General features: G+C 28.8%; 32 protein-coding genes, 5 tRNA genes and 1 pseudogene. 24 read left to right on the forward strand and 14 right to left on the reverse strand.

All coding sequences use genetic code 11. The features are described 5' to 3' along the window. From AJN70_RS07460 to AJN70_RS07475, 4 genes and pseudogenes are all read right to left on the reverse strand, one after another. A pseudogene (locus AJN70_RS07460) lies at window positions 1-646 on the reverse strand (hypothetical protein); the annotation flags it as partial. Window positions 647-852: 206 nt separating this feature from the next. Beyond that, a complete protein-coding gene (locus tag AJN70_RS07465; RefSeq protein ID WP_070243034.1) occupies window positions 853-1,629 on the reverse strand; it encodes a UDP-N-acetylmuramate dehydrogenase in 777 nt (258 codons plus the stop codon). Beyond that, the gene (gene fliQ, locus AJN70_RS07470) at window positions 1,626-1,895 is read right to left on the reverse strand and encodes a flagellar biosynthesis protein FliQ (protein ID WP_002851290.1); all 270 of its coding nucleotides are present in this window, start codon (window positions 1,893-1,895) and stop codon (window positions 1,626-1,628) included. Before fliQ ends, AJN70_RS07465 begins: the two co-directional genes overlap by 4 nt. An 11-nt stretch (window positions 1,896-1,906) precedes the next feature. After that, entirely contained in the window at window positions 1,907-2,767 is an 861-nt protein-coding gene (locus AJN70_RS07475; RefSeq protein WP_070287500.1) for a menaquinone biosynthesis family protein, read from the reverse strand. 105 nt (window positions 2,768-2,872) lie between these two features. On the opposite strand from AJN70_RS07475, the gene recA reads away from it, so the two are divergent. From recA to AJN70_RS07565, 19 genes are all read left to right on the forward strand, one after another. After that, window positions 2,873-3,904 carry a recombinase RecA gene (recA, locus tag AJN70_RS07480; RefSeq protein WP_002862302.1) on the forward strand — a complete coding sequence of 344 codons (1,032 nt, stop codon included), beginning with the start codon at window positions 2,873-2,875 and terminating at the stop codon, window positions 3,902-3,904. Continuing rightward, entirely contained in the window at window positions 3,904-5,148 is a 1,245-nt protein-coding gene (eno, locus tag AJN70_RS07485) for a phosphopyruvate hydratase (protein ID WP_002862301.1), read from the forward strand. Before recA ends, eno begins: the two co-directional genes overlap by 1 nt. Before the next feature lie 65 nt (window positions 5,149-5,213). Further along, window positions 5,214-5,417, forward strand: a complete 204-nt coding sequence (locus tag AJN70_RS07490; RefSeq protein ID WP_002839177.1) for a hypothetical protein — start codon at window positions 5,214-5,216, stop codon at window positions 5,415-5,417. Beyond that, entirely contained in the window at window positions 5,407-6,069 is a 663-nt protein-coding gene (gene cgpA, locus AJN70_RS07495; RefSeq protein WP_002851387.1) for a glycoprotein CgpA, read from the forward strand. Before AJN70_RS07490 ends, cgpA begins: the two co-directional genes overlap by 11 nt. Then, window positions 6,069-6,917 (forward strand): DNA ligase, encoded by an 849-nt coding sequence (locus AJN70_RS07500; protein ID WP_044778096.1) that lies wholly within the window; start codon window positions 6,069-6,071, stop codon window positions 6,915-6,917. Before cgpA ends, AJN70_RS07500 begins: the two co-directional genes overlap by 1 nt. Window positions 6,918-6,959: 42 nt before the next feature. Next, window positions 6,960-7,037: transfer RNA gene (locus AJN70_RS07505), tRNA-Pro, on the forward strand. A 24-nt stretch (window positions 7,038-7,061) separates the two neighbouring features. Further along, window positions 7,062-7,138: transfer RNA gene (locus AJN70_RS07510), tRNA-His, on the forward strand. Window positions 7,139-7,141: 3 nt separating this feature from the next. Beyond that, a tRNA-Arg gene (locus AJN70_RS07515) sits at window positions 7,142-7,218 on the forward strand. A 14-nt stretch (window positions 7,219-7,232) separates the two neighbouring features. Next, window positions 7,233-7,309, forward strand: a tRNA-Arg gene (locus tag AJN70_RS07520). Window positions 7,310-7,314: 5 nt separating this feature from the next. Next, window positions 7,315-7,399: transfer RNA gene (locus AJN70_RS07525), tRNA-Leu, on the forward strand. A gap of 296 nt (window positions 7,400-7,695) precedes the next feature. Further along, a complete protein-coding gene (locus AJN70_RS07530; RefSeq protein ID WP_070295664.1) occupies window positions 7,696-8,835 on the forward strand; it encodes a tyrosine-type recombinase/integrase in 1,140 nt (379 codons plus the stop codon). Between the two features lies 1 nt (window position 8,836). After that, a complete protein-coding gene (locus tag AJN70_RS07535) occupies window positions 8,837-9,478 on the forward strand; it encodes a hypothetical protein (protein WP_070243029.1) in 642 nt (213 codons plus the stop codon). A gap of 118 nt (window positions 9,479-9,596) precedes the next feature. Continuing rightward, on the forward strand, window positions 9,597-9,824 hold the full coding sequence (locus tag AJN70_RS07540) for a type II toxin-antitoxin system HicA family toxin (protein WP_070243028.1): 228 nt from the start codon (window positions 9,597-9,599) through the stop codon (window positions 9,822-9,824). Beyond that, complete coding sequence (locus AJN70_RS07545) at window positions 9,821-10,189, forward strand: hypothetical protein (RefSeq protein ID WP_002860113.1); 369 nt, start codon at window positions 9,821-9,823, stop codon at window positions 10,187-10,189. Before AJN70_RS07540 ends, AJN70_RS07545 begins: the two co-directional genes overlap by 4 nt. Window positions 10,190-10,199: 10 nt before the next feature. Then, window positions 10,200-10,346, forward strand: a complete 147-nt coding sequence (locus tag AJN70_RS09670) for a hypothetical protein (RefSeq protein ID WP_186821014.1) — start codon at window positions 10,200-10,202, stop codon at window positions 10,344-10,346. 413 nt (window positions 10,347-10,759) lie between these two features. After that, window positions 10,760-10,942: a helix-turn-helix domain-containing protein gene (locus AJN70_RS07550; RefSeq protein WP_002869698.1), complete on the forward strand. Its 183-nt coding sequence runs from the start codon at window positions 10,760-10,762 to the stop codon at window positions 10,940-10,942. Between the two features lie 10 nt (window positions 10,943-10,952). Further along, entirely contained in the window at window positions 10,953-11,246 is a 294-nt protein-coding gene (locus AJN70_RS07555; protein WP_057100553.1) for a hypothetical protein, read from the forward strand. A 1-nt stretch (window position 11,247) separates the two neighbouring features. Then, window positions 11,248-12,363, forward strand: a complete 1,116-nt coding sequence (locus AJN70_RS07560) for a hypothetical protein (protein WP_070295665.1) — start codon at window positions 11,248-11,250, stop codon at window positions 12,361-12,363. Further along, the gene (locus AJN70_RS07565; protein ID WP_070295666.1) at window positions 12,360-13,550 is read left to right on the forward strand and encodes an AAA family ATPase; all 1,191 of its coding nucleotides are present in this window, start codon (window positions 12,360-12,362) and stop codon (window positions 13,548-13,550) included. The genes AJN70_RS07560 and AJN70_RS07565 overlap by 4 nt, the downstream gene beginning before the upstream one ends. Window positions 13,551-14,401: 851 nt before the next feature. Here the strand turns inward: AJN70_RS07565 and AJN70_RS07570 are convergent. The 4 genes from AJN70_RS07570 to AJN70_RS07585 all read right to left on the reverse strand — a co-directional run bounded on the left by AJN70_RS07570 (window position 14,402) and on the right by AJN70_RS07585 (window position 15,838). Further along, complete coding sequence (locus AJN70_RS07570) at window positions 14,402-14,614, reverse strand: acyl carrier protein (protein ID WP_070295667.1); 213 nt, start codon at window positions 14,612-14,614, stop codon at window positions 14,402-14,404. Window positions 14,615-14,882: 268 nt separating this feature from the next. Beyond that, complete coding sequence (locus tag AJN70_RS07575) at window positions 14,883-15,110, reverse strand: hypothetical protein (protein WP_002870305.1); 228 nt, start codon at window positions 15,108-15,110, stop codon at window positions 14,883-14,885. Window positions 15,111-15,259: 149 nt separating this feature from the next. Continuing rightward, window positions 15,260-15,475: an acyl carrier protein gene (locus AJN70_RS07580; RefSeq protein ID WP_070295668.1), complete on the reverse strand. Its 216-nt coding sequence runs from the start codon at window positions 15,473-15,475 to the stop codon at window positions 15,260-15,262. A 147-nt stretch (window positions 15,476-15,622) separates the two neighbouring features. Beyond that, window positions 15,623-15,838 (reverse strand): acyl carrier protein, encoded by a 216-nt coding sequence (locus AJN70_RS07585; protein WP_070239922.1) that lies wholly within the window; start codon window positions 15,836-15,838, stop codon window positions 15,623-15,625. 157 nt (window positions 15,839-15,995) lie between these two features. Between AJN70_RS07585 and AJN70_RS07590 the strand changes: the two genes are divergently transcribed. The 5 genes from AJN70_RS07590 (at window position 15,996) to AJN70_RS07615 (ending at window position 19,010) form a co-directional block, all read left to right on the forward strand. Beyond that, on the forward strand, window positions 15,996-16,364 hold the full coding sequence (locus tag AJN70_RS07590) for a hypothetical protein (protein ID WP_070243021.1): 369 nt from the start codon (window positions 15,996-15,998) through the stop codon (window positions 16,362-16,364). Window positions 16,365-16,797: 433 nt separating this feature from the next. Then, complete coding sequence (locus AJN70_RS07595; RefSeq protein WP_025443346.1) at window positions 16,798-17,028, forward strand: hypothetical protein; 231 nt, start codon at window positions 16,798-16,800, stop codon at window positions 17,026-17,028. Next, entirely contained in the window at window positions 17,028-17,315 is a 288-nt protein-coding gene (locus tag AJN70_RS07600; protein ID WP_002782344.1) for a type II toxin-antitoxin system RelE/ParE family toxin, read from the forward strand. The genes AJN70_RS07595 and AJN70_RS07600 overlap by 1 nt, the downstream gene beginning before the upstream one ends. A gap of 536 nt (window positions 17,316-17,851) precedes the next feature. Then, a complete protein-coding gene (locus AJN70_RS07605; RefSeq protein WP_070295669.1) occupies window positions 17,852-18,292 on the forward strand; it encodes a hypothetical protein in 441 nt (146 codons plus the stop codon). 280 nt (window positions 18,293-18,572) lie between these two features. Beyond that, a complete protein-coding gene (locus AJN70_RS07615; RefSeq protein WP_044778617.1) occupies window positions 18,573-19,010 on the forward strand; it encodes a DUF411 domain-containing protein in 438 nt (145 codons plus the stop codon). Window positions 19,011-19,019: 9 nt separating this feature from the next. Here the strand turns inward: AJN70_RS07615 and AJN70_RS07620 are convergent, their stop codons facing one another. Genes AJN70_RS07620 through AJN70_RS07645 form a run of 6 tightly spaced genes read right to left on the reverse strand, consistent with a single transcriptional unit; the run spans window position 19,020 to window position 24,409 of the window. Beyond that, complete coding sequence (locus tag AJN70_RS07620) at window positions 19,020-19,523, reverse strand: TlpA family protein disulfide reductase (RefSeq protein ID WP_052949902.1); 504 nt, start codon at window positions 19,521-19,523, stop codon at window positions 19,020-19,022. After that, window positions 19,484-19,972: a TlpA family protein disulfide reductase gene (locus tag AJN70_RS07625; protein ID WP_052949901.1), complete on the reverse strand. Its 489-nt coding sequence runs from the start codon at window positions 19,970-19,972 to the stop codon at window positions 19,484-19,486. The genes AJN70_RS07620 and AJN70_RS07625 overlap by 40 nt, the downstream gene beginning before the upstream one ends. After that, window positions 19,969-20,622 (reverse strand): ABC transporter ATP-binding protein, encoded by a 654-nt coding sequence (locus tag AJN70_RS07630; RefSeq protein ID WP_002860103.1) that lies wholly within the window; start codon window positions 20,620-20,622, stop codon window positions 19,969-19,971. Before AJN70_RS07630 ends, AJN70_RS07625 begins: the two co-directional genes overlap by 4 nt. After that, window positions 20,619-21,737 (reverse strand): ABC transporter permease, encoded by a 1,119-nt coding sequence (locus tag AJN70_RS07635; protein ID WP_053872189.1) that lies wholly within the window; start codon window positions 21,735-21,737, stop codon window positions 20,619-20,621. The genes AJN70_RS07630 and AJN70_RS07635 overlap by 4 nt, the downstream gene beginning before the upstream one ends. Next, on the reverse strand, window positions 21,727-23,016 hold the full coding sequence (locus tag AJN70_RS07640) for an ABC transporter permease (RefSeq protein ID WP_070243016.1): 1,290 nt from the start codon (window positions 23,014-23,016) through the stop codon (window positions 21,727-21,729). The genes AJN70_RS07635 and AJN70_RS07640 overlap by 11 nt, the downstream gene beginning before the upstream one ends. Further along, window positions 23,006-24,409 (reverse strand): Fe-S-containing protein, encoded by a 1,404-nt coding sequence (locus tag AJN70_RS07645; protein WP_044779902.1) that lies wholly within the window; start codon window positions 24,407-24,409, stop codon window positions 23,006-23,008. The genes AJN70_RS07640 and AJN70_RS07645 overlap by 11 nt, the downstream gene beginning before the upstream one ends. Window positions 24,410-24,448 lie beyond the last annotated feature (39 nt).

The raw sequence follows: 24,448 nt of genomic DNA on the forward strand, positions 1-24,448 counted from the left end.
TTATAACTCCAGTATTGTTAAAATTATTAATCGTGGATTTATTATTAGCACCGCCTTCGAAAAAAACTCCTTTATCGCTTGAAGCTATAGTTCCACTGTTATCAAACTGATCCACAGTGAGAATTCCTGAGTTTTTATTTCCCCAAACTCCCATATAAATTTGACCATTAACTTGACCTATATTTTCAAAGGTATTGACAGTGATGGTTCCTGTGAGGTTATCTTGGCTATTTTGTATGGCTACTTTACCATTGATGGTTCCATTATTGGTAAGATTTGCAAGAGTAAGAGTATTGCCATTGTTAGTAGAAGCATAAATAATATTACCCGTATTACCTATACTACCTAAAGTTCCACCTGATCGAATTATTATGGTATGTGGACCTGAATCGGAAATGTTGATTGTGCTAGTTTCTGAACTACTTACAGTTGTATTGATTCTAGCTTGAGGACTATACATACTGGCTGATCTAGCTTTAGTATTTTTATTTGCTTCATCATAAGTTTTTATTTCAGAATTTAATGTAGCATTAGCACAACTCGCTAAGAAAGAAATAGTAGCTAAAGATAAAACTATCTTTTTAGAATTTAAACAGGGTTCTTTACCCTCTCCTATAGGTGTTTTAGTTAATGTGATATTTTTCATAAGAATTTCCTCCCTTTATAATTTGTTCTATATATTATATTTTTTAAAAATAATATAAAATACAAAATAAAACGACAGAATATTAAAATAGTTATACTTAAAATATTATTAAATACTTATTATAATAAAACTATATGGTTTGAATTTATGTTTTATTTAAAGTTAGATTAAGAGTAAATTTTTTAGACTTTTATTGTTTTCTGTGTTTAGATTATAATCACTTCATTTTCTAAGTTTATGCCAAATTCTTCAAAGACTTTTTTTCTGGCTAATTTGATAAGAAAAAACGCATCTTCAAAACTTGCATTTTTTTTATTGATTAAAAAATTTGCGTGTTTATCGCTTAACATAGCATCTCCTTTGCTAAATCCTTTAAGTCCTACAGCTTCGATTAAACGTCCTGCAAAGTCGTTTTTTGGATTTTTAAAGATAGAGCCAAAGCTTGCTCCACTAGGTTGGTTGTTCCTTGCATTTTTTAAAGCTTTATCTTTAAGGGTATCAAAGCCAAAGTTTAGTTTAAATTCAGCCCAAAAAAAAGGCATATTTAAAGGACAAAAACGATAATCAAAATTTATATTTTCTCTTAAAATTTCGCCTTGAAAAGTAGCAATTTTGATTAAATTTTGACTAATACACTCTCCTTTAAGTCCTGCATTCATTTTCAAAAGCCCGCCAAGTGTACCAGGAATTTTGCTTAAATACTCAAAACCCTTAAGATTATTTTCTTTGGCAAAGCGATATATTTTGCTTGATTTTGTTTTGCAGCCTATGCGAAGATGGGTGAAATCTTTATTTTGATCTAAAATTTGTATAAAATCAAAACTATCTCCTAAAACTCCTATATTTTTAGGTTTTGGGCTAACTAAAAGGTTATTTGCGCCGCCTATTAAAAAACCATCAAAATCACAAATTTGATCCAAAACTAAAACTTCAAATTCATTTCCTATACGCACAGAAGAGTATTTTTTAAAATCAATGATCATTTGATAAAAGTTGGAATTTGATTTAGTATGTTTTCAGTAAAGTCAATCATAGTTGTAGTCATCCAAGGCATTAAAAAGATTAAAATAACTACAACCAGGATGATTTTAGGAACAAAAGAAAGTGTCATTTCGTTAATCTGTGTAGTTGCTTGAAAAATACTGATTACAAGCCCTGCAATAAGCCCTGCTAAAAGCATAGGCAAGGAAAGTAAAAGTGTGATTTTAAAGGTTTGCACTCCAAGAGCAACTAAGGTACTTTCATCCATTTTTATCCTTTTTAAGAATTTCTAGCTTCTTCGTATTCGCTAGGGATAAGATAATCATTTACATGTATGATTTTATCATAAAATTTATAATCATATCCTAGTTTAAAAAGCGTATCTACAGCTAAAAGTTGAGTTTGATTCATGCTAATGGAGTTTTTATTGGCATATAGATTAAGATAAGTATCCAGTTTTTCTTCATCAACACGGATAAGTTTTCTTTCCATAAGCATAGGGGCTAAAATTTTACGATTTGCATCGGCGATTTTTACAGCATTGGTTAAATCCTTTTCGATCTTAATCGCATCGCTTAAAGGCAAAGAGCGACGCAAAGCCATTCCACCTAAAGGCAAAGGTAAATTTTCTTTAGCAAATTCAAGCCATATATCCCAAAGTTCTGCTTCCACGCAAAGACTTTGATCAAATTCTAAAATGCTTTCATGGATCAAAACTCCTGCATCTACTTCACCACTTAAAACTGCATTTTCAATGTCTAAAAAATTCTTATAAATAATTCTAGCTTCAGGGTATTTCATACGAAAAATCAAAGCATTGGTGGTATTTGCTCCACTCAAAGCGACTTTAAAATTTCTTTTTAAATGTGTGTCTTTTTTCTTGATGAGTTTTGGCCCATAACCTTCGCCAAAACTCACTGCTGTGCGTAAAAGCGCATATTCAGAAGCAATTAAAGGATAAAGCCCAAAAGAAATAGCCGTAGCATCAAATTCATTTTTCAAAGCAAATTCATTTAAAGTTTGTATATCTAAAGCTGTATTTTCATAAGCAAAATCATTCCCTATCCACCCAAATTTAATAGCCATATACATAAAAATATCATCAGCATCAGGAGAATGCGCAATAGTAATTTTTTTCATCTATGCTTCCTTTAAATCTTTGCTCTAATTCTAGCAAAATAAATCATTATTTAATTTTATTTTGTTAGAATTCTAGCTAAAAATTTAGAATTTTTAAGGAAAGTTATGGATGATAATAAAAGAAAATCCCTAGACGCTGCCCTAAAAAGTTTAGATAAAACCTTTGGAAAAGGCACTATCTTAAGACTAGGGGATAAAGAAGTTGAGCAAATCGATAGCATAGGCACAGGTTCAGTTGGGCTTGATCTTGCTTTAGGTATAGGCGGTGTTCCAAAAGGAAGAATTATAGAAATTTATGGGCCTGAAAGTTCAGGTAAAACCACTCTAACTTTACACATTATCGCAGAATGCCAAAAAGCAGGTGGAGTTTGTGCTTTTATCGATGCAGAACATGCGCTTGATGTAAAATATGCTAAAAATTTAGGTGTAAATACAGATGATTTGTATGTTTCTCAGCCTGATTTTGGAGAGCAAGCCTTAGAAATTGTAGAAACTATAGCAAGAAGTGGTGCAGTAGATCTTATCGTAGTAGATAGTGTTGCAGCACTTACCCCAAAAGCAGAAATTGAAGGCGATATGGGCGATCAACATGTAGGACTTCAAGCAAGACTTATGTCTCAAGCTCTAAGAAAACTTACAGGTATAGTTCATAAAATGAATACCACAGTAATTTTCATCAACCAAATTCGTATGAAAATCGGTGCTATGGGTTATGGTACTCCTGAAACCACAACAGGTGGAAATGCGTTAAAATTTTATGCTTCTGTGCGTTTAGATGTTAGAAAAGTAGCAACCTTAAAACAAAACGAAGAACCTATAGGAAATCGTGTAAAAGTAAAAGTAGTTAAAAATAAAGTTGCTCCTCCATTCAGACAAGCTGAATTTGATGTGATGTTTGGAGAGGGTTTAAGCCGTGAAGGTGAGTTGATTGATTACGGTGTAAAACTTGATATTGTAGATAAAAGTGGTGCGTGGTTCTCTTATAAAGATAAAAAACTTGGACAAGGTAGAGAAAACTCAAAAGCTTTTTTAAAAGAAAACCCTGAAATTGCAGATGAAATCACAAAAGCGATTCAAAATTCTATGGGAATAGAAGGTATGTTCAGCGGTAGCGAAGATGACGAAGGAGAAGAATAATGTTAGTAATTGAAGATGTTAGAGCCTATGAAGTTCTTGATAGCAGAGGAAATCCAACTGTAAAAGCCGAAGTTACGCTAAGCGATGGAAGTGTAGGTGCGGCCATAGTTCCAAGTGGTGCAAGTACAGGTTCAAAAGAGGCTTTAGAATTGCGTGATAATGATGAAAGATTTGGCGGAAAAGGCGTTTTAAAAGCTGTTGCAAATGTCAATGAAACCATTGCAGATGAAATTTTAGGGCTAGATGCTTTTAATCAAACTCAACTTGATGATACTTTGCGTGAGCTTGATGGAACAAAGAACTATTCAAATTTAGGTGCAAATGCGACTTTAGGCGTATCTATGGCAACAGCTCGTGCGGCTGCGGCTGCTTTGGGAATGCCTTTGTATCGCTACTTAGGTGGTGCAAATGCGAGCATTTTACCTGTACCAATGTGTAATATCATAAATGGCGGTGCTCATGCAAACAACAATGTAGATTTTCAAGAATTTATGATCATGCCTTTTGGTTTTACTAGTTTTAAAGAAGCTTTGCGTTCAGTTTGTGAAATTTATGCGATATTAAAAAAAGAACTCGCAAATTCTGGACATTCTACAGCTTTAGGTGATGAAGGCGGTTTTGCTCCAAATTTAGCTAATAACACAGAACCTATCGATCTTTTAATGACTTGTATCAAAAAAGCAGGTTATGAAAATCGTGTAAAAATTGCTCTTGATGTAGCAAGTACAGAATTTTTCAAAGATGGTAAATACCACATGGAAGGCAAGGCTTTTTCAAGCGAGGATTTGATCGAACGCTATGTAGAACTTTGTGCAAAATATCCAATTTGCAGTATCGAAGATGGCTTAGCTGAAAATGACTTTGAAGGTTGGATTAAGCTTACTGAAAAATTGGGCAATAAAATTCAGCTTGTAGGCGATGATTTGTTTGTAACTAATGAAGATATTTTAAGAGAAGGCATCATCAAAAAAATGGCAAATGCTGTGCTTATTAAACCAAATCAAATCGGAACTATTACCCAAACTATGAGAACTGTGCGTTTAGCACAAAGAAATAACTATAAATGCGTGATGAGTCATAGAAGCGGCGAAAGTGAAGATGCTTTTATAGCAGATTTTGCCGTAGCTTTAAATACAGGACAAATCAAAACAGGAGCCCTAGCAAGAGGCGAAAGAACTGCAAAATACAATCGCTTGCTTGAAATTGAACTTGAAAGTGATGAATACTTAGGAGAAAAGCTCTGAGCGATTTACTTAAAGAATACGACGAAAGCACAAGAAAAAAAAGTTTTTATACCCATGTTATAAAAATGATTTTTTGGGCTTTTCTTGTTGTAATTGGAGCGATTTATTTTGGCAATATGTTTTTTGGGCAGTATTCTTTAGATACTTTATTGAGCTTAGAAAATACCAAAGAAGAGCTTAATAAAAAGATTATTTTGCTCAAAGAACAAAATGCTAAAGCACAAAAAGATTATTTTGAATTAAAAGGATTATACCCAAATGAAAACTAGAATTTTAGCAATATTTTTTATTTTTACCTCTCTTTTATATGCTGATGAAAATCCTTTCAAGACAGATCAAAATATAACCTTGGTTGCTCCACCTGAATTTCAAAAAGAGGAAGTTAAATTTAATTCTAGTGCAAGAATTTTAAAAAGCATTACTTTTAATTATATCAATTTAGACGGAAGTGAAGATAAGATCGATTTAGATGTCAATAAAAGTATTGATTGGCACGATACTTATACTATATCAAGATTTAAAAGCCCTGATCCTTCAAAAGTACTTGATGTTTCAGTTACTATACCTGAAAAAAATAGTTCTAAACAAGAATCAAACTCAACAGCCAATGTTGAAATACCTTTACAGGTTGCAAAGATTTATGATTTTATTTCTTACGCGGTTTATAAAAACAAAATAAAACTTAACACTAGTGATGAAATGATCACAGATTTTTCAGTGGGAAATCCGAGCAAAATCGTTATAGATTTTAGATCTAAAATGATTAGCCCTACAAAAAACATACGCCTTAGCAATTCTATTTTTAAACGCATAGACTTTGGATCTCATAAAGGATATTATCGACTTGTAATATATCTTGATGGAACTTATAATTATAATATTCAAAAAGATGCAACTGGATATATGATTAATCTGCTTTGATGAGATTTATTTTTTTAATATGTTGTGCTTGTTTAGTTTTTGCTAATGAAATTTTACTTCTTAGCAAATTCGATAAGCAAGATTTTAACTCTAAAGATTTTAATGCTTATTTGATGAGCGAAAAACTTGATGGAGTGCGTGGAATTTGGGATGGGAAATATCTAAAAACTCGCCAAAATTACCAAATAAAAACTCCTGACTTTTTTACAAAAAATTTCCCTCCTTTTGCTGTTGATGGTGAGCTTTGGATAGCAAGAAATAAATTTGATGAAATTTCAGCTTTAATTCGTAGTGGAGATAGCAATTTGACCTTATGGAAGGAAGTAACTTATAATATTTTTGATGTACCAAATGCTTGTGAAGAATTTCAAATTTCTACTTGCACTCTTAAAAATCGTTTGGCTGTTTTAGAAGAGTATTTGCAAAAATATCCTAGTGCCTATATAAAAATTATTCCTCAAATTCCAGTTGAAAATCAAAATAATTTAAATCAATTTTACGAAAGCATTATAAAAAATCAAGGTGAAGGTATTGTCATACGCAAAAATTTAAGTCCTTATGAAAAAGGCAGAAGTAAAAATGCTATGAAATTAAAACCCTATGATGATGCAGAGTGTGAGTTAGTAGGATTTCGCAAGGGCAAGGGTAAATTTGAAAATCAAGTAGGTGCCTTACTTTGTAAAATGCCTAATGGACAAATCATTAAAATAGGCAGTGGTTTAAAAGATGAAGATAGAAAAAATCCTCCAAAAATTGGTAGTATTGTGACTTATAAATTTAATGGATTAACCAAAAATTCCTTACCTCGCTTTCCGGTGTTTTTAAGAATAAGAGATGAAAATCCTTGACTTTAAAATTATTTTGTGATAAAATATTTCCTTTTATTTATTCGGGGTGTAGCGCAGTCTGGTTAGCGCACTTGGTTTGGGACCAAGGGGCCGAAGGTTCGAATCCTTTCACCCCGACCATTTTTTATAAATTTATACAAAATGGTGAGTGTAGCTCAGTCGGTTAGAGCATCAGATTGTGGTCCTGAGGGTCGTGGGTTCAATTCCCATCACTCACCCCACTAGCGCTCGTAGCTCAACTGGATAGAGCGACAGACTTCGGATCTGTAGGTTATGGGTTCGATTCCTATCGGGCGCACCACCAAGATTTTATATGCGTTCATAGCTCAGCTGGATAGAGCAACGGCCTTCTAAGCCGTAGGTCAGAGGTTCGAATCCTCTTGGGCGTACCACTTTAGCGGATGTGGTGAAATTGGCAGACACGCCAGACTTAGGATCTGGTGCAGCAATGCGTGAAGGTTCAAGTCCTTTCATCCGCACCACTCTAAACCCCATTTTACCATACTTTGAGAGATTTTGCTTAAATTACGCTGAAGCCTTTGAAGTCCCATTGTATCATTTCGAATTATTTCAAAAAGGCAACCTTTTAGCAGGTAACTTTTAATAGTAACCGGATGAAAGGATAGCTATAAAATAGTCCTTTTCATCCATTTAAGTTTAGCGGTAAAAAAGGTAAAAATAAGCCTTAACCTTAAAGCAAAGGTAACCTAAGATAATTTTATTAAGTTTATAAGGCTTTGAAATACGCTATAATATAGCAAAAATAATAAGGTTAAAAATGGCGATTGATAGGAAGGATTATAATATACCAATAGGAAAAGGGACGCATTTAAAAAGACATAAAAATAAAATCAACGCCTTTTTATTTAGAATACAAAATGGGGGTAAAGAAAAGCAACACGCTTTTACTATTCCTTTACGCCCTGCGTGGAATGAAAACGAATATATAAGAATAGCACTTGTAAGAGCTAAAGAATATGAAAACGAGTTTAAAAAACTTTTTAGCGTTGGATATGCCCTAAACTCTAGCATTTTGTTAAAAAATCTTTTTGAGATATTTATAAAAACCAATTACAACATAAAAGATTTAAACGAACAACACAAAGGACACATAAGAAATCTAATAAGCATTTTTAATAATCATATCTTAGAGCCATTAGGAAATATACACTTAGATGAACTTACGCTTTACAAGGTGCAAGAGTTTTATAATGGAATGAAAAACAAAGGATTAGAGCCAAAAACATATAATAGAGCCATTAAAGAAGTGCTAAGCCCTATGATTAGATATGCAGTAAAAAATAAATGGATTAATGAAAATGTTACATTAGGTTTAAAGCTTGATAGAGTGCAAAATAAAAAGCTTGTTACTAATCCTAAAGGCAAATATGAAGCTATTTTAAATGCTATTTTAGAGCTATACAAAGATAATTTACTTTATAAGGCTTTATTCTTACTTATACATAGTGGTAGGCGTAGGGATGAGGTTTTAAGTTTGCTTTGGCAAAATGTAGATTTAGAAAGAAAAACTATATTTTTGCCAAAGACAAAAAATGGCGAAGCACAAGAGCACGCCTTAGATGATGAATGCTATAATGCACTAAAGGCTTTAAAAGATGAGGTTAAACAAGACAAAGGTTTAGTTTTTGTTTCTAGCATTAGCGGTAAAAAAATATCAAATTTGGCAAGGCAAGAAGCCAAAATAAGAGAACTTAGCGGAGTAAAAGAATGGACGCCCCATTTTTCAAGGCATATAAAGGCTAGTTTTTTAATGCAAAATGGAGTTAATCCCGCAGTTATTAGTGGAGCTTTAGGGCATAGGGATTTAAGCACTATAAATATTTATGCGACTAATGATACACTTAAAGCAAGTCAAAGAGCTAATGAAGCTTTAAAAAAGCTACAAGAAAAAGATTAAAATGTTAGATTTAGATTTTATCTTTTCAAAACAAAGATTAGAGCATTATAAAGATATAAACGAACATTTTGAGAACTTGAAATTAATATCTAAGATAATACCTAAAATAGCAATACTTGAAATTTATCTAAGAAATGCCCTAGATTATGAATTAAATAGTAATTGCAAAGAATGGATAAAAACTAGCGATAATCCTTTTTTATTGGCTAAAATAAATGAGTTTAAAGACAAAGAAAGTTTAGAACCTCATCAAATCTTATCACGCCTTAGCTTAGGTGTAGTAGCTAAATTAATCATATCCTATAAGGTGCAAAATAAGATTTTAGATTTAAGGGCTTTTGATTTTAGGAAGTATAGCAGTAGTAATAGAAACTTTTTTATTTACGAAAATACAAAACAAGGCTTTGATAATATAGATAAAGTTAATATAGTTTTAAACTTGCTACATACTTTAAGGAATAGAGCCTGTCATTTTGAAAATCTTTTAAAAATTAGAGAAAATGATAATAAATTATATCCACGCATAAGCACAAAAGAAAAAGGGACTAATATAGGTTTAATGCCTGGTAAGATAGAAAACTTTTTAAATGATTTGATTTGCTTAATAAATGAAGATTTGTTAGATTATCTTAATAGGGGTTGAGCCCCCCTTTGAATGTAAAAGAATTATAAAATACAAATACTTAATAAAATATAAAATACCTTGTAAGACTTTGAATACATTTAAAATATTTTAAGACAATTATATATATAATACATATATGAGTAACAAAGAAAAGTTAATCAAAGAATTAGAAAATAACCCCAAAAATGCAAGTTTTGCTAACATAGAAAAGCTTTTAAGTTGGTATGGTTATAAACTAGTTAGCATTAGAGGAAGTCATCATAAATTTAAAAAAGATAATAAAAGCATTATTGTGCCTTTGCATAAACCTATAAAAGAAGTTTATGTAAAGCAAATATTAAAACTTTTAAAGGATGAAAAATGAAAAAAGATATAAATTATTATTTGAATTTGCCTTATAAGATTAATTTAGTAAAACTTGATGATGGCGATTATTTCGCACAATTTGATGATAAAGAACTTAATAAACTTGTCTTAATGGCAGGAGATGGTAAAACACCAAACGAAGCAATAGAAGATTTAAAAAATGCCTTTGCTTGTTATTTAGAAGAAGCTTTGGCTAAAAATGAGTTTATCCCAGAACCCATACAAAAAGACAAAAGTAAAAATCTAGCTATTACCTTAAAAAATAGTCTTGTAGATGAAATAGACTTTTATTCTAAAAAAATGGGCTTATCAAGGAGTGCATTTTTAGCGGTATCGGCTAAGGCATATATTAAAACACTTTAAGGGGTTAAAAATGAACTTGATTTTAGAAAATGTAAGTGATGATTTGGCAAAAGCCATTAAGGCAATGGCAAAAATAGCAAATACAAAAGTAAAGTTAAAAAAAGAAAAGAAACTTACTATTAATGGCTTTACGCCTGAATTTGAAAAAGACAGTTAAAAAGCTTAATAAAGTAGAAAAAGTAAAAAATATAATATTTTTTAGTTACATTTTAATTTTTATTCTTTTTTTGCAGTAAAAAAAGAAATAAAATAAATCATAATGAATAAAATAAATCATAATGAATAAAAAATAAATCATAAATTTGCTTAAGGTAAAAAATCTACAAAACTGCTAAAATACTCCATAAAATATTTCAAATAATATTTTTTAATTTAATGAAACTTGAAAAGCTTTAAACTTTTTGAGCCAGTGCGTTTCAATCAAGTCGCCAAACAAAGAATTAAAACGCACAATTTCATTATAAGAGCCATAGTTTAAGCCCTTAAAAGAAATTGTAATAAATTTAAACTTACTAATTCCTTTTTAATGGCTTTATTAATTGCATTAATAAAATTTAGAAAGGATACAAAATGCAAGACACAAATAAAGACTTTTTAACTATACAAGAAGTAATTACACTTTACAGCTTAAGCAAAGATACACAAAATAAATACAGAATGCAAAAGAAAATACCTTATATTAAAATAGGTAAAAAAATCTTTTATGAAAAAGTTAAGCTTGATGAGTGGTTTAAAAACCATACTATCAATTAAAGGGTAAGTTATGAATGATAGACAAGCTTTAGAATACTTAAAAGATGAGTTATTGTTTATTTTTAATGTAAGATTTAAATATTTTGATTTTTCAATGTTTAGCCTATTGAAAGATAAACTTAGACCACTACTAAAAAATACAAGCTTTGAAAAAGAAATTAAAGAGCTTTTATCAGTTTTAGAAGTTCATAAAAAAAGCTTTTTAGAAAATAAGGTTTTTATAAAGAAAGAGCAAAAAAGGATTATTCTTTTAAATGCTTGTAAGGCAACTTATGAAGCTTTAAAACACAAATTAAAGGCTTAAAATGAGTATAAGCCTTTTTAATGATGAAATAAAGGCGTATATAAAAAATTATTATTCTATAGTTGATTTTTTATATTTACGCTATGGTTTAGAGTTTGATAAACAAGGAAATGAAAAGCACAATAAAAGCCTTAAAATAAAAACTAACACTTGCTTGATTACTGATTTTAACGGGAGTTTTAGCGGGGATATAATCGATTTTATAGCCTTTAAAGAAAATGTAGGGTTAAAAGAAGCTTTGATTATATTTAGTGATTTTAACAGGCTAGCCACGCAAAAGGTGGGTAGCTTTAAACCACAAAAAGAGCCTTTAAAAGATAATAGCTATTTAAAAAATATAGCTTATTCTTTACAGGCTAATTTTAATTTAGCTAATAGCGATTTTATAGAATGTAAGGCTTTAGAAAAAGCTTTTTTTAATGATTTTAGACTTTTTATGCACTTATGTAAATTAAATTTTTTAAAAGATGATGAGTTTGAAAGTATTTTAAAAAACTATTTTGCTTTTTCAAAAGATGATAAAAGTTTGGCTTTTATCTTGAAAGATAAAAACGAAATTAAAAGCGTAGCTATTAGAGAAAAGCTTTTTAAAAATGAATTAGTCAAATGGTTTAAAGTTAAAGGTAGTAGCAATAAATTTATAAAACTTATAAAAGCCAAAGAAAAAGGCTTATTAAAAGATTATTGTTTTATTTTTAGTGGCATAAAAGAAATTATAGTAAGTGAATTGCTAGGATTAAACGCTGTTTGTTTTCAAAGTGATAGCGTGATGCAAAATATACACTCACACGAGCAAATAAATGAGCTTTTAAACCTCATCGATAATAAAAGAATAGTTTTTATAGTTGAAAACGATGAGAGCAGTTTTAAAGCTAATTTAGAGCTTTTAAAGGAGCTAATACAAATCAAGCCTTTAAAAAAAGGTTATTGTGTTTTTAATTATGATGAGGTAAAAAACGCTGATTTTATAGATTTTTTAGCTTATTTAATGAAAGAGTTAAGACAAGACTACCAAAGGGATAAAAAAGGTTTAAATAGTTTTTTTTCTTATATGGAAAAATACTTTAAGAATTATTTTAATAAAAAAATGAATTTATTTTTAAAGGTAATAAAATGAAAGATTATAGTAAAGAAATTAATGATTTAAAAAAAATAAAAAGCCAAGTTATAGATAAACTTGACTTTAAAGAATTTGAAAATATTAAAAGTCAAATAAATGAAACAAGTTGCAACCCTAGTGAAATTATACCACAAAATGCAAATATAAAAAATAATTCTTTTGTAGATTTAACACAATGGGCTATAAGAAGCGTTGATTTAGAAAAAATAGAATTTACATCTTTAATCGATGATTTTTTGGATAAAGGGAGTATTAGTTTTTTAACAAGTGAAGCTAATAAGGGTAAAACTTTTTTAAGTTTTGCTATTTGCAAGCATTTATTAGAATTTAACAAGATTAGAAAAATTATTTATTTTGATGGTGATAATAGCAAAATAACCATTAAAAGCAGGATTAAAAAAAGTATGCAAATAGGGGGATATTATTTTTTAGATTATCCTGCTTTTAATTATATACAAACAAGCAATGCTTTAGAGTGTGGAACTGATGAGATAGAAGTTAATTTTAACTTTATTGTTGAAAAATATCTAGAACCTTTAATGCAAAGCGGTGGTTTGGTTAATGTTTTTATCGTATTTGATAGCCTTTTTAACTTTTTTAATGGTGATATGAATGATAATAAAAAAGTAGCTGAATTTATGAAAATAATTAAAAAAATAAGTCATAAAGGCGAAGCTACTTTTTTATTTATACATCACAAGGGAAAGAGTGCTGAAAGTGAGTTCATGGGTGGGGTTAATTTCTTAAATGCGACCGATAACCTTTTTAAAATACAAACAAGCAATAACGATGGAGAAATTTTAAATATAGAATTAAATACAAAAAAGGCAAGAAATTTTTTACCTTATAATTTAAAGGTAGATATAGACCTAAATACGCTTGATTTAAAAATAGAAAGAGCAATAAATGAAAACGATACAAACTTTCTTACAAAAGCTAAAGAAATCATAGAACAAAAAGGCGAGATTTTGCAAGGGGAGTTATTAGAGCTTTTAGAAAAATCAAAAACCGATACACATGCTATTAAAAAGCTAGAAAGTGGAAAAGGGTTATATTTTAATATACTAGAAAAATCAAGGGCAACGGGTGGAAAAGCTTTAAAATATTATGTGCCTTTAAAAGAGAATAAAACCATCATTAACGGCATGGAAATAAATGCTGAGCAAACTTTATTTAGCGAATAAGTAAAAAGCTATATGATTTAAACTCATATAGCTTAAAACTTAATTATTATCTTATAGCTATAGCTTAACAAAAACACCCCTAAAATCAAAAAAGTATTTTTATCAATAGAAAAACCCTAGATAAAAAATAAAAACGCTTAAAATCGCTTATTTTAATATTGGTTTATTTTTATACTTTTTATTTTGATAGATAATATCATTTGTTATTTTATCATTTTATATTTTTTATTCTTTTTATATTGCGTGAAACATTTTTTTATATAAAAGAAATTATATATCAATTATAATCAATTATAAAATAGCCTTTATAATTGAAGCAAATATAGATAAAATAAGGCTTTATAAGCATTTTAACAAAAATAGCATTTATAATTGATTGAAATAACTATTTTATAGGTATTTGAAGCATTTATAAGCATCAATTATAAATAACTTTGCTTTTTGCCTTATAATTGATGATTTTTTAGTAAAAATCTTAAAAAACATAGGCATAAAGAGAAAAGATTTATAATTGATAGGATTTAAGGTTTGAAAGTATGGTAAATTAGGTATTTGTATCAATTATAAAGGCTATTTTCCTTAAAAATGGAGCAAATCCCTATTATATAGGCGTTTTAATCAATTATAAAGGGTGATTTGTAATTGCTTGTAATTGCTTTATATTAAAAATAAGCCTTTAAAATGTTTCACGCAATAATTTTTATATCATCGTGGTTTAATTATGAAAATATTTATCAATTTATTTTTATATTTTAATTTAATATTTTTTAGAAAAAGTGGTTTAAAAAAAAGGGGAGGGGTGTATCCAATTTTGGATAGTGTCTTCAAATTTGAGCATACCCCATCAAAACTTACAAATCATCTTTTATTAAGTCTTTAATCTTATTGTATTTTTGAGCTTTGATATAGTTTTCAAGCCAAGATTTAACCCAATAAGGATAATCCCTACCATTAGTACCCCAGCCATTTATGGCATTATAGCTTACTTCTAATTTTTCCGCCAATTCTTTTTTAGATAAATTAGCATTAATCATTAATTTTTTAAACTCATCTTTGCTTAACATAATATCTCCTGTTATTTTAATATAAAATTATATCATAAGAATTATATTTAAATACAAATATACTTTAATTAAGCTATTTATAAATATAAAAATATATAATTTCAAAATAAAATAAATACATTTGTATTTGTTTTTAACAATACAAAAGGATAAAAAATGGAAAAGTAAGATTTTTTGTTTTTCTATAGATGGAAAAACATAGTATGGAAAAAGAAAAGATTTTAAAAAAATGTAAGAATTTTAAGAGTGAAAATAAACTTTTAAAGGCTTATTCTAACTTCTCTTTGTTTTTGTATTTTTCTAGTATTTTTAATAACTCATCTAAGGCTAAACCTTTTTCATAATAATATAAAAAAGGCTCCACCCACGATGGAATTTCTTTGTCATCTTTCCAATTTGTAGAAATTCCGCTATAACTTACTTTTGCTATATCTGCAAATATTTTTCTTGTTAATCCTAATTGCTTAATTTTTTCATCAAATTCTAATCTTGTCATTTTATAACCTTTTTAGTTAATTACAAAATAATTATAACATTTTTTTATTAAATAACATAAAAATATATTGACTTTTTTAGTAAAAAACTATAAAATTACACTTTATTTTTAGTTAAATACATAAAAAAAGGATAAAAAATGGAAAAATATTATTTTATATTTTCAATTTCAAAAACTTTATTTTTTAACTCTTCATAGCTTTGAGCTTTGATATAGTTTTCAAGCCAAGATTTAACCCAGTTAGGCGTTTTATCGGCTTTAACCCAATTCATCAAAGTAGGATAGGGCAAGTCGCAAAGAGTAGCAAATTCTTTTTTTGATAAGTTGCATTTTTTTAGAATGCTTTCGAAATCATTATTAGTCATAATTAAGCCTTTATATTAATTTAATAGCTATATTGTAGCATATAGCATTAAAATAATACTTTAATACTTGACTTATAGATTAAAACAATATATAATTATGATTTTTAATTATTAAATCAATACAAAAGGATAAAAAATGGAAAAATATTATTTTATATTTTCAATTTCAAAAACTTTATTTTTTAACTCTTCATAGCTTTGAGCTTTGATATAGTTTTCTAATAAAAAAGCTATATAGGGCGGATAAGAAGTTGTGGAACCCCAAGCGTTAATAGTAGGATATGGGATGCCACTTATATCGGCTAATTGTTTTTTATTTAAATTAGCTTGTTTTAAAAGCTGATTGAATTTTTCTTTAGTCATTTTGTAACCTTTATAATTTTATATAAATTATATAGCTACAATACTAAATATAAAATAAAAATATTAAAACGATATTTATTAAAGATAAAATTAAGTATTAATATTATATTATTTTACTTTAAAAAATATCAAATCAATATAACAAAAGGAGTAAAAAATGGAAAAGGTAGATTATTGTAGAATGAGTTGTTTAGATGGCAAAATAAACGCTTTTAAATATCTTTTAGATTTATTTTTAAGTGATTTGGAAGACGAAAACAATGTTAAAACCTGCAACATGTTTGACAATGATACAAGTATAGAGTATGTAAAAGATATGCTTATGGTAATGCTTGATAAAATAAAAGAAATTGTTATCGACCAAGATAATTGTCATCACAATATAGATATGTACGCAAGTGTTTATCATGAAATTATAAAAGATGAGTTAGGCAAAGAATTTACCCCTAAAGAGCTTAAAGAACTGCATAAGAAACAAGAAGAGAGATTATTAAAAGAATTACTTGAAGAGAGTAAAAAGAAATAAAATAAGGTAGTAAGTTAAACTTGCTACCCTTACCTTTAAGGGTAAAAATCTATTTTTAATATTCTAAATTCAAATACAAATAAACCACGCAATAAAATCCTTATAAATTATATAAAAAAGATGATGTAGATAATATCTACCTCATATAAAACAAACTTTGAAATATACAAAAATTAATTTAATATTTAAGCTGATATTAAGAAAACCTGAAATGGGAAAGGTGATTATTTTTATGGCTTTTATATAAAATCCCACTTAATAAAGATGAGCTAATTAGTGGGCTAATATGTAGATTAAATCTAGGGGTTAAAAGCTACCTAGCTTTAACCTATATAGCTTTTCAAAGTATTTTAATTAAATAGCTTTTCTTTTAAAGGCTTATAAAATAAAATAAGTTATAATAACTAAATTTTGAACCAGTAAAGGGAAAGCAATGAAAACCATAACAATAAAAGCAAAAGAGCAAGAAATAAACAAGCTTTTAGATATTTTAAAAGAGTTAAATATAAGCTATGAGTTAGAAAGCAACAACTATAAAAAGGCTTTAAATGATTATGAAAGCGGTAAAAGTTGGCAAGAAACAAAACAAGAACTACATAAAGCTTTAAATGATTATGAAAGCGGTAAGGCTAAATTAACGCCATTAGGCAGTGAGTGGCTGTAATGCAAATCTTAGAAAGCGATTTATTTACAAATGAATTAAATATTATTTTATCCTTTATTGTGAGAAAGGAAAGTATAAAAGTTAAAAACACTTTTAAAAATGATTTATACAAGGCTTTAAAAAAGCTTGATTTTATGCCTTATAAGTTTAGGAAGTCTTTAGCCTTTGATGATGAGAATGTAAGAGATTTTATATTTAAAGGTTATGTAATACCTTACAAAATAGACAAAGAAAAAGATTTAATTATTATCTTAGGTATTTATAAAGAAAACCTACCAAACTTTTAAAAAATTACTTCTTAAGCTTTTGAAAAAATGAGTTTAAGTTTCAAGCTAAAAAAGCTTAAAAAAATGAGAAAACTTAAATAAAAAAAGCGTGAAACATTCCATTTAAGCTAAATAAACTTAAATTACTTTAAAAGTACCTTAATATAATTTTTAATAACTCCATAAAATAGGGCTTTAATGATGATATAAATAAAAAAAGTTTGAAAAGTGTAGTTTTCAAATTTGATTTAAGTTTTCAAAGGATATTCTTTAAATTTCTATACAAATAAAAAGGTAACTTAATAAAGGTAACTATTATAAAAATACTATAAAATAGGTATTTATTTTTAGTTATATATTTCAAGTCCTTTCATCCGCACCACTTACTTTTATCATTTTCAAACAAGAGTTGATTTCTCATAAATTTTTTACTTCATTTTAAAATTTCTTATGATTGTTAGATAAAATGCAAATTTAATTTAGATAAATTTAAAAATTATCTTGCAAAAGATTTGAAAAATAATTAAAATATACAAAATTCAATTCAAGGGGATAAAATGAAAAAATTAGGTTTAGCTTTAGCAGCTTTAGTTGCTTTAAATGTGTCAGCATTTGCAGGGGTTATCACTATACATGATTCTAATTTAGTTAAAGTATCAGGAGGAGATGATGCCTATGTAAAAACAGCTTTAGAAGATATTAAAAGACAAATGAGAACTGATTTTAACACTGATAATTTAGAGATTTACGATGTCGAGAGTATCAAAAAAGATGATCCACATAAATATGAAGGTATTCAAAGGGCTTTAAAAGTAATGAAACAAGAAATAGCAAAAGGAAAGACTGTTTATTATAATGAATTCTTAGCTGTAGATAGAAAAACAAATTGGGCTGCTGTATGGGATATTGAATGTGACAATAGCGATCTTAATCCTGTAAAATTGAATAATGGCATTAGTTGCGATGTTGGTTTTGACAAAGGATATAAATTTAAATAATACTTGAAAGCTCTATTATTTTAGAGCTTTCACACCATAAAGGTTTTGACTATAAACAACATAGTATAAAATATATCTAAATTTTAAGCTTTTTAAGTTAAAAATTTCTAGTTTTTTAAAATCGTTTTATCTTTTATATCTTTGCTGTAAAGACAAAATCAGCACTCATTAAAAATCTTTTTTTGATTAAATTTTTGTAAATTCATTTTTAGTGTTAAAAATGTGATGGTATTAACTTTATAAAAGTATTATTATATATTTTTTACTTAGGATAGCAATTATGAAAAAAACAATTTTAACCATTCTTTTTTTACTTACTCTTACGCAGGCTAAGGAAATACAAGTTTATGAAAGTCCTACTTGTGGCTGTTGTGATCTTTGGGCTGATTATATGAAAGCTAAGGGTTATGAGGTTAGTGTTCATAAAACCAATGATTTTCTTAAAATCAAAGAAAAAATGGGTATAAAAGATGAGTATCAAAGTTGCCATACGGGTGTGATTGAAGGCTATGCTATTGAAGGGCATGTTCCTGAAAGTGCTGTAAGCTGGTTGCTTGAAAACAAACCTAAAGATGTTATAGGAATTTCAGCTCCTGGCATGCCGCAAGGAAGCCCAGGAATGGAACAAGGTTATAGTGAAAAATATCCTGTAATTTTGATGAAAAAAGATGGAAGCTATGAGCTTTATGGATATTTTATAGGGGATAAAAAGCTTTAAAGTAAATTTTTAGCTTTTTACTTTTTTGATTTCTTTTTCAAGTATGCTATAAGGAGTTAAGCCTATGAATTTTTCATCCATTTTTCCTTCTTTGAAAAAACTAAGTACAGGCACTCCATATATTTCCCCAATGGCACTTGAAAGGTATTTAGCTGCTCTTTTTTCATAAAACATTGCTAAATTAGATAAACCTTTTTCATTAGCCCAAGCTTTTGCATCATTTGCATCATTTGCATCGCCTAAAACCACAAAGATATTAAAATCATAATTTTTAGCCAAATTCTGCAAAATAGGAATTTGTTCTTTACAAACTCCACAATCTTTTGTGAAAAATACTAAGGCAAAATTTTGTGCTTTATCATTTAGTTTTAGGCTTTTTTCAAAACCATTGTAGGCAAAATTATAGGTTTTATCACTATTTAAAGCTTTAAAATTTTCTCCACTATCACAAGCTACAAAAAATAAAGCTATGATTAAAGCAAAGAAATAAGCTTGGATTCGAAAAATTCCCATGGTTTTTCTCCTAAAATTCTATCTTTTATCATCCCATCTTTAATGATGATGGTAGTAGGGGTTGCAAACACAGCATAACGATCATTGGTGATTTTAAGATCGTCTTTTAAAACTTTTACATTTTTAAAGTCAAATTGTTCGGCTAAAACCTTAACCACATTGGCATTATCGATGGAATTTATAGCATAAACACTGATTTTATTGGGATGATTTTGTATGAATTCATCTAAAGAAGGGAGTTCTTTTAAGCAAGAAGGGCAACCATTTTGAAAAAAGACTAAGACTTTTAAACTTGTATTATCATCAGCAAGTTTTACAACTTTTCCTAAAGTATCTTTAGCTGAAATTTCAGCGCTTTTTTCTCCAACTTTTCCAGTATCTTTTGAATTTTCAAAAGAACAAGCATTGAGCAAAAACAAAATGCTTAAGATTAAAAGGCTTTTTTTCATTTTAACACCCCATGTTGTAAGATAAGGGTTCGATCTGCGAATTTGGCTAAATCAGGATTGTGTGTGATTAAAACTATGGTTTTGCCTTCATTTTTTAATTTTTGCAAGGTTTGAAGAACGATTTGTTCATTAGCTTCATCTAAATTTCCTGTGGGTTCATCTGCGAGTAAAAGCTCTGGGTTGTTGATCAAAGCTCTTGCTATACAAACTCTTTGTTGTTCTCCGCCACTTAATTGGCTAGGTAAATGAGTGAGTCTATGTGAAAGTCCTACTTTTTCAAGAACCATTTTAGCATCTTCTTCATCTACGCTTGAGTGATAATACTGAGAGAGCATAACATTTTCTAGGGCGTTAAGATAGGGGATAAGATGAAATTGTTGAAAGACAAGCCCTATTTTTTCACGACGCAAGGTGATTTTTTGCTCTTCATCCATTTGCTCTAGGTTTTCATTATCCAAGATATACTCTCCAGAGCTTGGAGTATCCATGAGCGATAGTATGTTTAAAAGTGTTGATTTTCCACTTCCTGATGGACCCATGATGGCAAGCCATTCTCCTTCATAGACGCTTAAGTTGATATTGTTTAAGGCTTTAACTTTGCCAAATTCTTTATTTAAATTGTTTATTTTAATAAGTTCTTTTTTCATCATTCACCTTTCAAATTTTCACACACATTGATTTTTAATGCTCTTTTTATAGGAAAAAATGCAGCCAAAAAGGCAAAAATCAAAGAAATGATTAAGGCTATAAAAACAGCTATAAATCTAAAATCAATACTAGAATTAAAAATCAAATAACCAAAGACATTGGCTAAAAATATCCCACAAAAAGCTCCGATTAAACTAGCAAAAAAACTTACTATAAAGCATTCACTAGCAAAAAGTTTAAAAATTTCACTTTTTTTCGCACCCAAGGCTAAACGCAGTGCGATTTCTTTTTTACGAGAAAATATAATAGAACTTAAAGTTGTATTAACGCTAGTAGTAACTATGATCAATACTACAAGTATGATTAAAAACATTAAAGCTTTGATTTTTCCAAGCACTAAACCTTCACTTAAGGATACTGAAGATATAGGTTTTACATCGATGAATTCATTGTTGATTGCTTGTGTTTTGGCTTTAACTTCATCAAAATTTCCATAAACTACAGCATTAGCATAGTTAATACCGGCTCTATCGCTTAAATTTTGCACCACGCTTAAAGGGGCTAAAACAATGCTATCAAATTCATCATTGCTTGAAAGTATGCCTTTTATGGTAAGTTTTATGCTTTTTCCGTTGTTTGGATTATAAATTTGAAGTTCATTGCCTGTTTTTAGGCCTAGTTGCTTGGCTAAATTAACCCCTAAAAAGGCTGAATTTTCATCAAAATCATTTAGAGAAAAGCTTCCTTCTTTAACTTCTAAAAAAGGTTTAGTGATTTTTAAAGCCCTAAAATCAGTGCCTAAAACCACTCCGCTTGTACTGCCTAAATTTAAAAAATCATACAAAAAAGGAGTTAAAGCTCTAGCCTTTAAATTTTCTTTTATTTTTTCATACTCAGCATTGGAGATAAAATTTTCATCCTGCTTCGGGCTTATCATTACATTTGCTCCATAAGCTTTTAATTCTTTAGAAAGTTTGGTATCAATATCAAAATAAATATTTAAAAAAGCTGAGCAAGTAAGTGCTCCTATAAAAACACTTAAAACTATAATAAAAAGTCTTTGATAAGAAAAGCTAATGCTTTTAAAAAGCTCATTAAGGAAAAACTTATCTACCATAAAGCACTCCTGCAGCTGAAAGTTGTGTGATATTTTTGATAGGAAGCAAGCAACCTAGTAAGGCAATAAGTCCTGCAAAAATAAAGCTTAAAGGTAAAGCTACAAAGGCTATATCAATAAAATATCCAAAAATACCAAGACTGATGATTTGAGAAAGTGCTGTGCCAAAAATAAATCCAAATAAAGCAGCAAATAAAGCTACGATTAAATTTTCACTAGCAAAGATGAGATAAATTTGAAAAGTATTAGCACCAAGCACTTTTAAAAGTCCTATTTCTTTTTTTCTACGATGAATTTCAGAACTCATCAGGCTTGAAATCGCAATACTTGCAACAATAAGACAAATAATGCAAGTAATGCCCATTAAGGATTGGATCTTTTTAACCACCAAGCTTTGAGCATCGCTTATAGCATTTAGAGCTTTTGCATCAGCACCTGGTAAGCCATCACTAATTTGACTAGCGATTGAGCCTACATAAGCTGAGCAATACCATTTGTCATATTCTAACTGATCTAATTTTTCTTCGCCCATGCGACGCACTTTTTCAGAAAGGGCTGATTCAGGTATGGTAAAAGCTCTTACTTCTGCACTTGAGTAAAGCCCTTGTTTGTTGAGTAAATCTTGAGCTAAATTTAAAGGAGTGATGATTTTATTTGACATTTTAGGATTGGCATGAAGTAAAATGCCTACAATTTTTGCTTCTTTGCTTTGATTGTTTTCTCCTATGAGTTTGATAGTATCTCCTAATTTTAATTTATTGTTTTTAGCAAAGTCTTCACCTAGCATGATTTCATTGCTATCATCTTTTGCCCATTCTCCTTGCACTGCTAAATAAGGATAAAGACTTTTTATACCTGTGATAAAATCATCATCATCTTTAATTTTTATGGCTTTTTGAAAATAAGTCCCATAAATAAGTGCTTTTTGCTGGGAGTTTTCAATTGTGATTTTACCTTCTAAAAAAGGAGCAAGTGCGGTGATGTTATTACGCCAATAAATGTCTTTAATCATATATAAATTTTTTTCTTCTAGATAGTTTTTGTTTTTTAAGGGTTCATAAAGTTCATTACCTATTTCTATACTAAGACTTGAGCCTTTGGGTAAAACAAGGATATTAGAGCCATAGCTTTTGAGTTGTTTGGTTACTTCATCGCCTATACTTAGGGTAATATTTAGCATAGTAGAGAGCAAAAGCGTGGCTAAAAAACAAGTAAGAAAGGCTAAAAATTTTTGAATTTTGTTTTTAAATATAGAGTTAAAAATCATTTTAGCCAACATCGTTTCTCCTTTGGATTAAAAATTTCGCTTCATTTTCTTCTACATATTTTGTAGGATCTTTTTTAAATTCTTCATAGTTGTTTTGATTTGAAAAATAATAAGTAATCCCTTTATAACTATAAGAAAAAGGAGCTTGGGTGTTTATAACCTTTGTTTTTGATACAGGATCTTGCACTTCAATTTCTTTGATTTGACTAAAATAATTAGATCCTGCTATTACATCTTTAACATCTATGGTGATTTTTTTACCATCGTATTCGTATTTGAGTGGGATAGGATTGCAACCCCCGCTTTTGCCTACACTAGGCAAGAAAATACGCACATTGCAAGAAATGCAAATGAGTTGTCCATCTTTTTTGATATAGCCCATATCTCCACAAATCATACAAGCATCAAAAACAGCTACAGGAGAATCCTTATCTTCTCTTTTGTTGATAAGAAAAAACCTTATCACTTTGCCTTCAGCACTGATATAAGCAAAGCGGTGGAGTTTGTTATCCCTTAAAAGAGCTATATCAAAGATAAATTTGCCATTCTTATCGGGTAAAATTTCTTTAGGCTCATCTATGGTTAAAGGCTTAGAGCTTACCATAAAAAAGTATAAAACAATGCAAAAACTTATAACACAGGAGATAAAAACACTGGAAAAATAGCGATTAATAAGACTTGTTTTAGCTTCATTTTTGCGATAATTTATATCTAAAATTTGTTTTTTGCTTATATTTTTTTTGCGAATTTTTAAGCTTAAGAATGCTAAAAAAGTGATGAAAATTAAATAAACATAAATTCCAAAAACACCAAAATAATTACTTTTTCCTACAAAACTCACCAAAAAAGCATGAGTTTCTATGATGGAATTTCGCATTAAAGTAAGCAAGATATTGGCTAGAGCTTTATCGCTTTCTATAAGGATAAGCAGTAAAAACAGCATAAAGCTTGTTTTTTGATTAAAATTTTTTTGCCATTTTAAAAAGAAGAAAATCAAAATACAAACAAGCAAGGCTAAAGCAATAAAACCTAAAGAACTTATACCTTCGCTATCGATTAAAGAGCTAGTAAAAATAGGGAAATCTTGACTTAAAAAATAATAATGCAAAGCGGTGCAAAAACTTAAAATTCCTAATAAAATAAAATTTAAAATTTCAATTTTTTTCCAAAAATAAAATATAAAGCTTACTAGCAATAAACCTATAAAAACAAAATCAAAATTAAAGATTAAATTTTCGGTTTTTAAAAATTGTGCCGCGATAAAAAAAGCAAAATATCCAAATAAAAAGCCCAAAAAAACTGCTAAAAAACTTTTAAAAATATATTTTTTATCAGGAGTGATAAAGGCTATTAAAATACTTAGTGGCAAAACACTGATAAGAAAATGCACAAAATATATACTCATAATTTACTCTTTAAACATTGTTATTTTAATTTTTTCAAA

The sequence above is a fragment of the Campylobacter sp. BCW_4341 genome (assembly GCF_001764255.1).
Lineage (GTDB): Bacteria > Campylobacterota > Campylobacteria > Campylobacterales > Campylobacteraceae > Campylobacter_D > Campylobacter_D jejuni.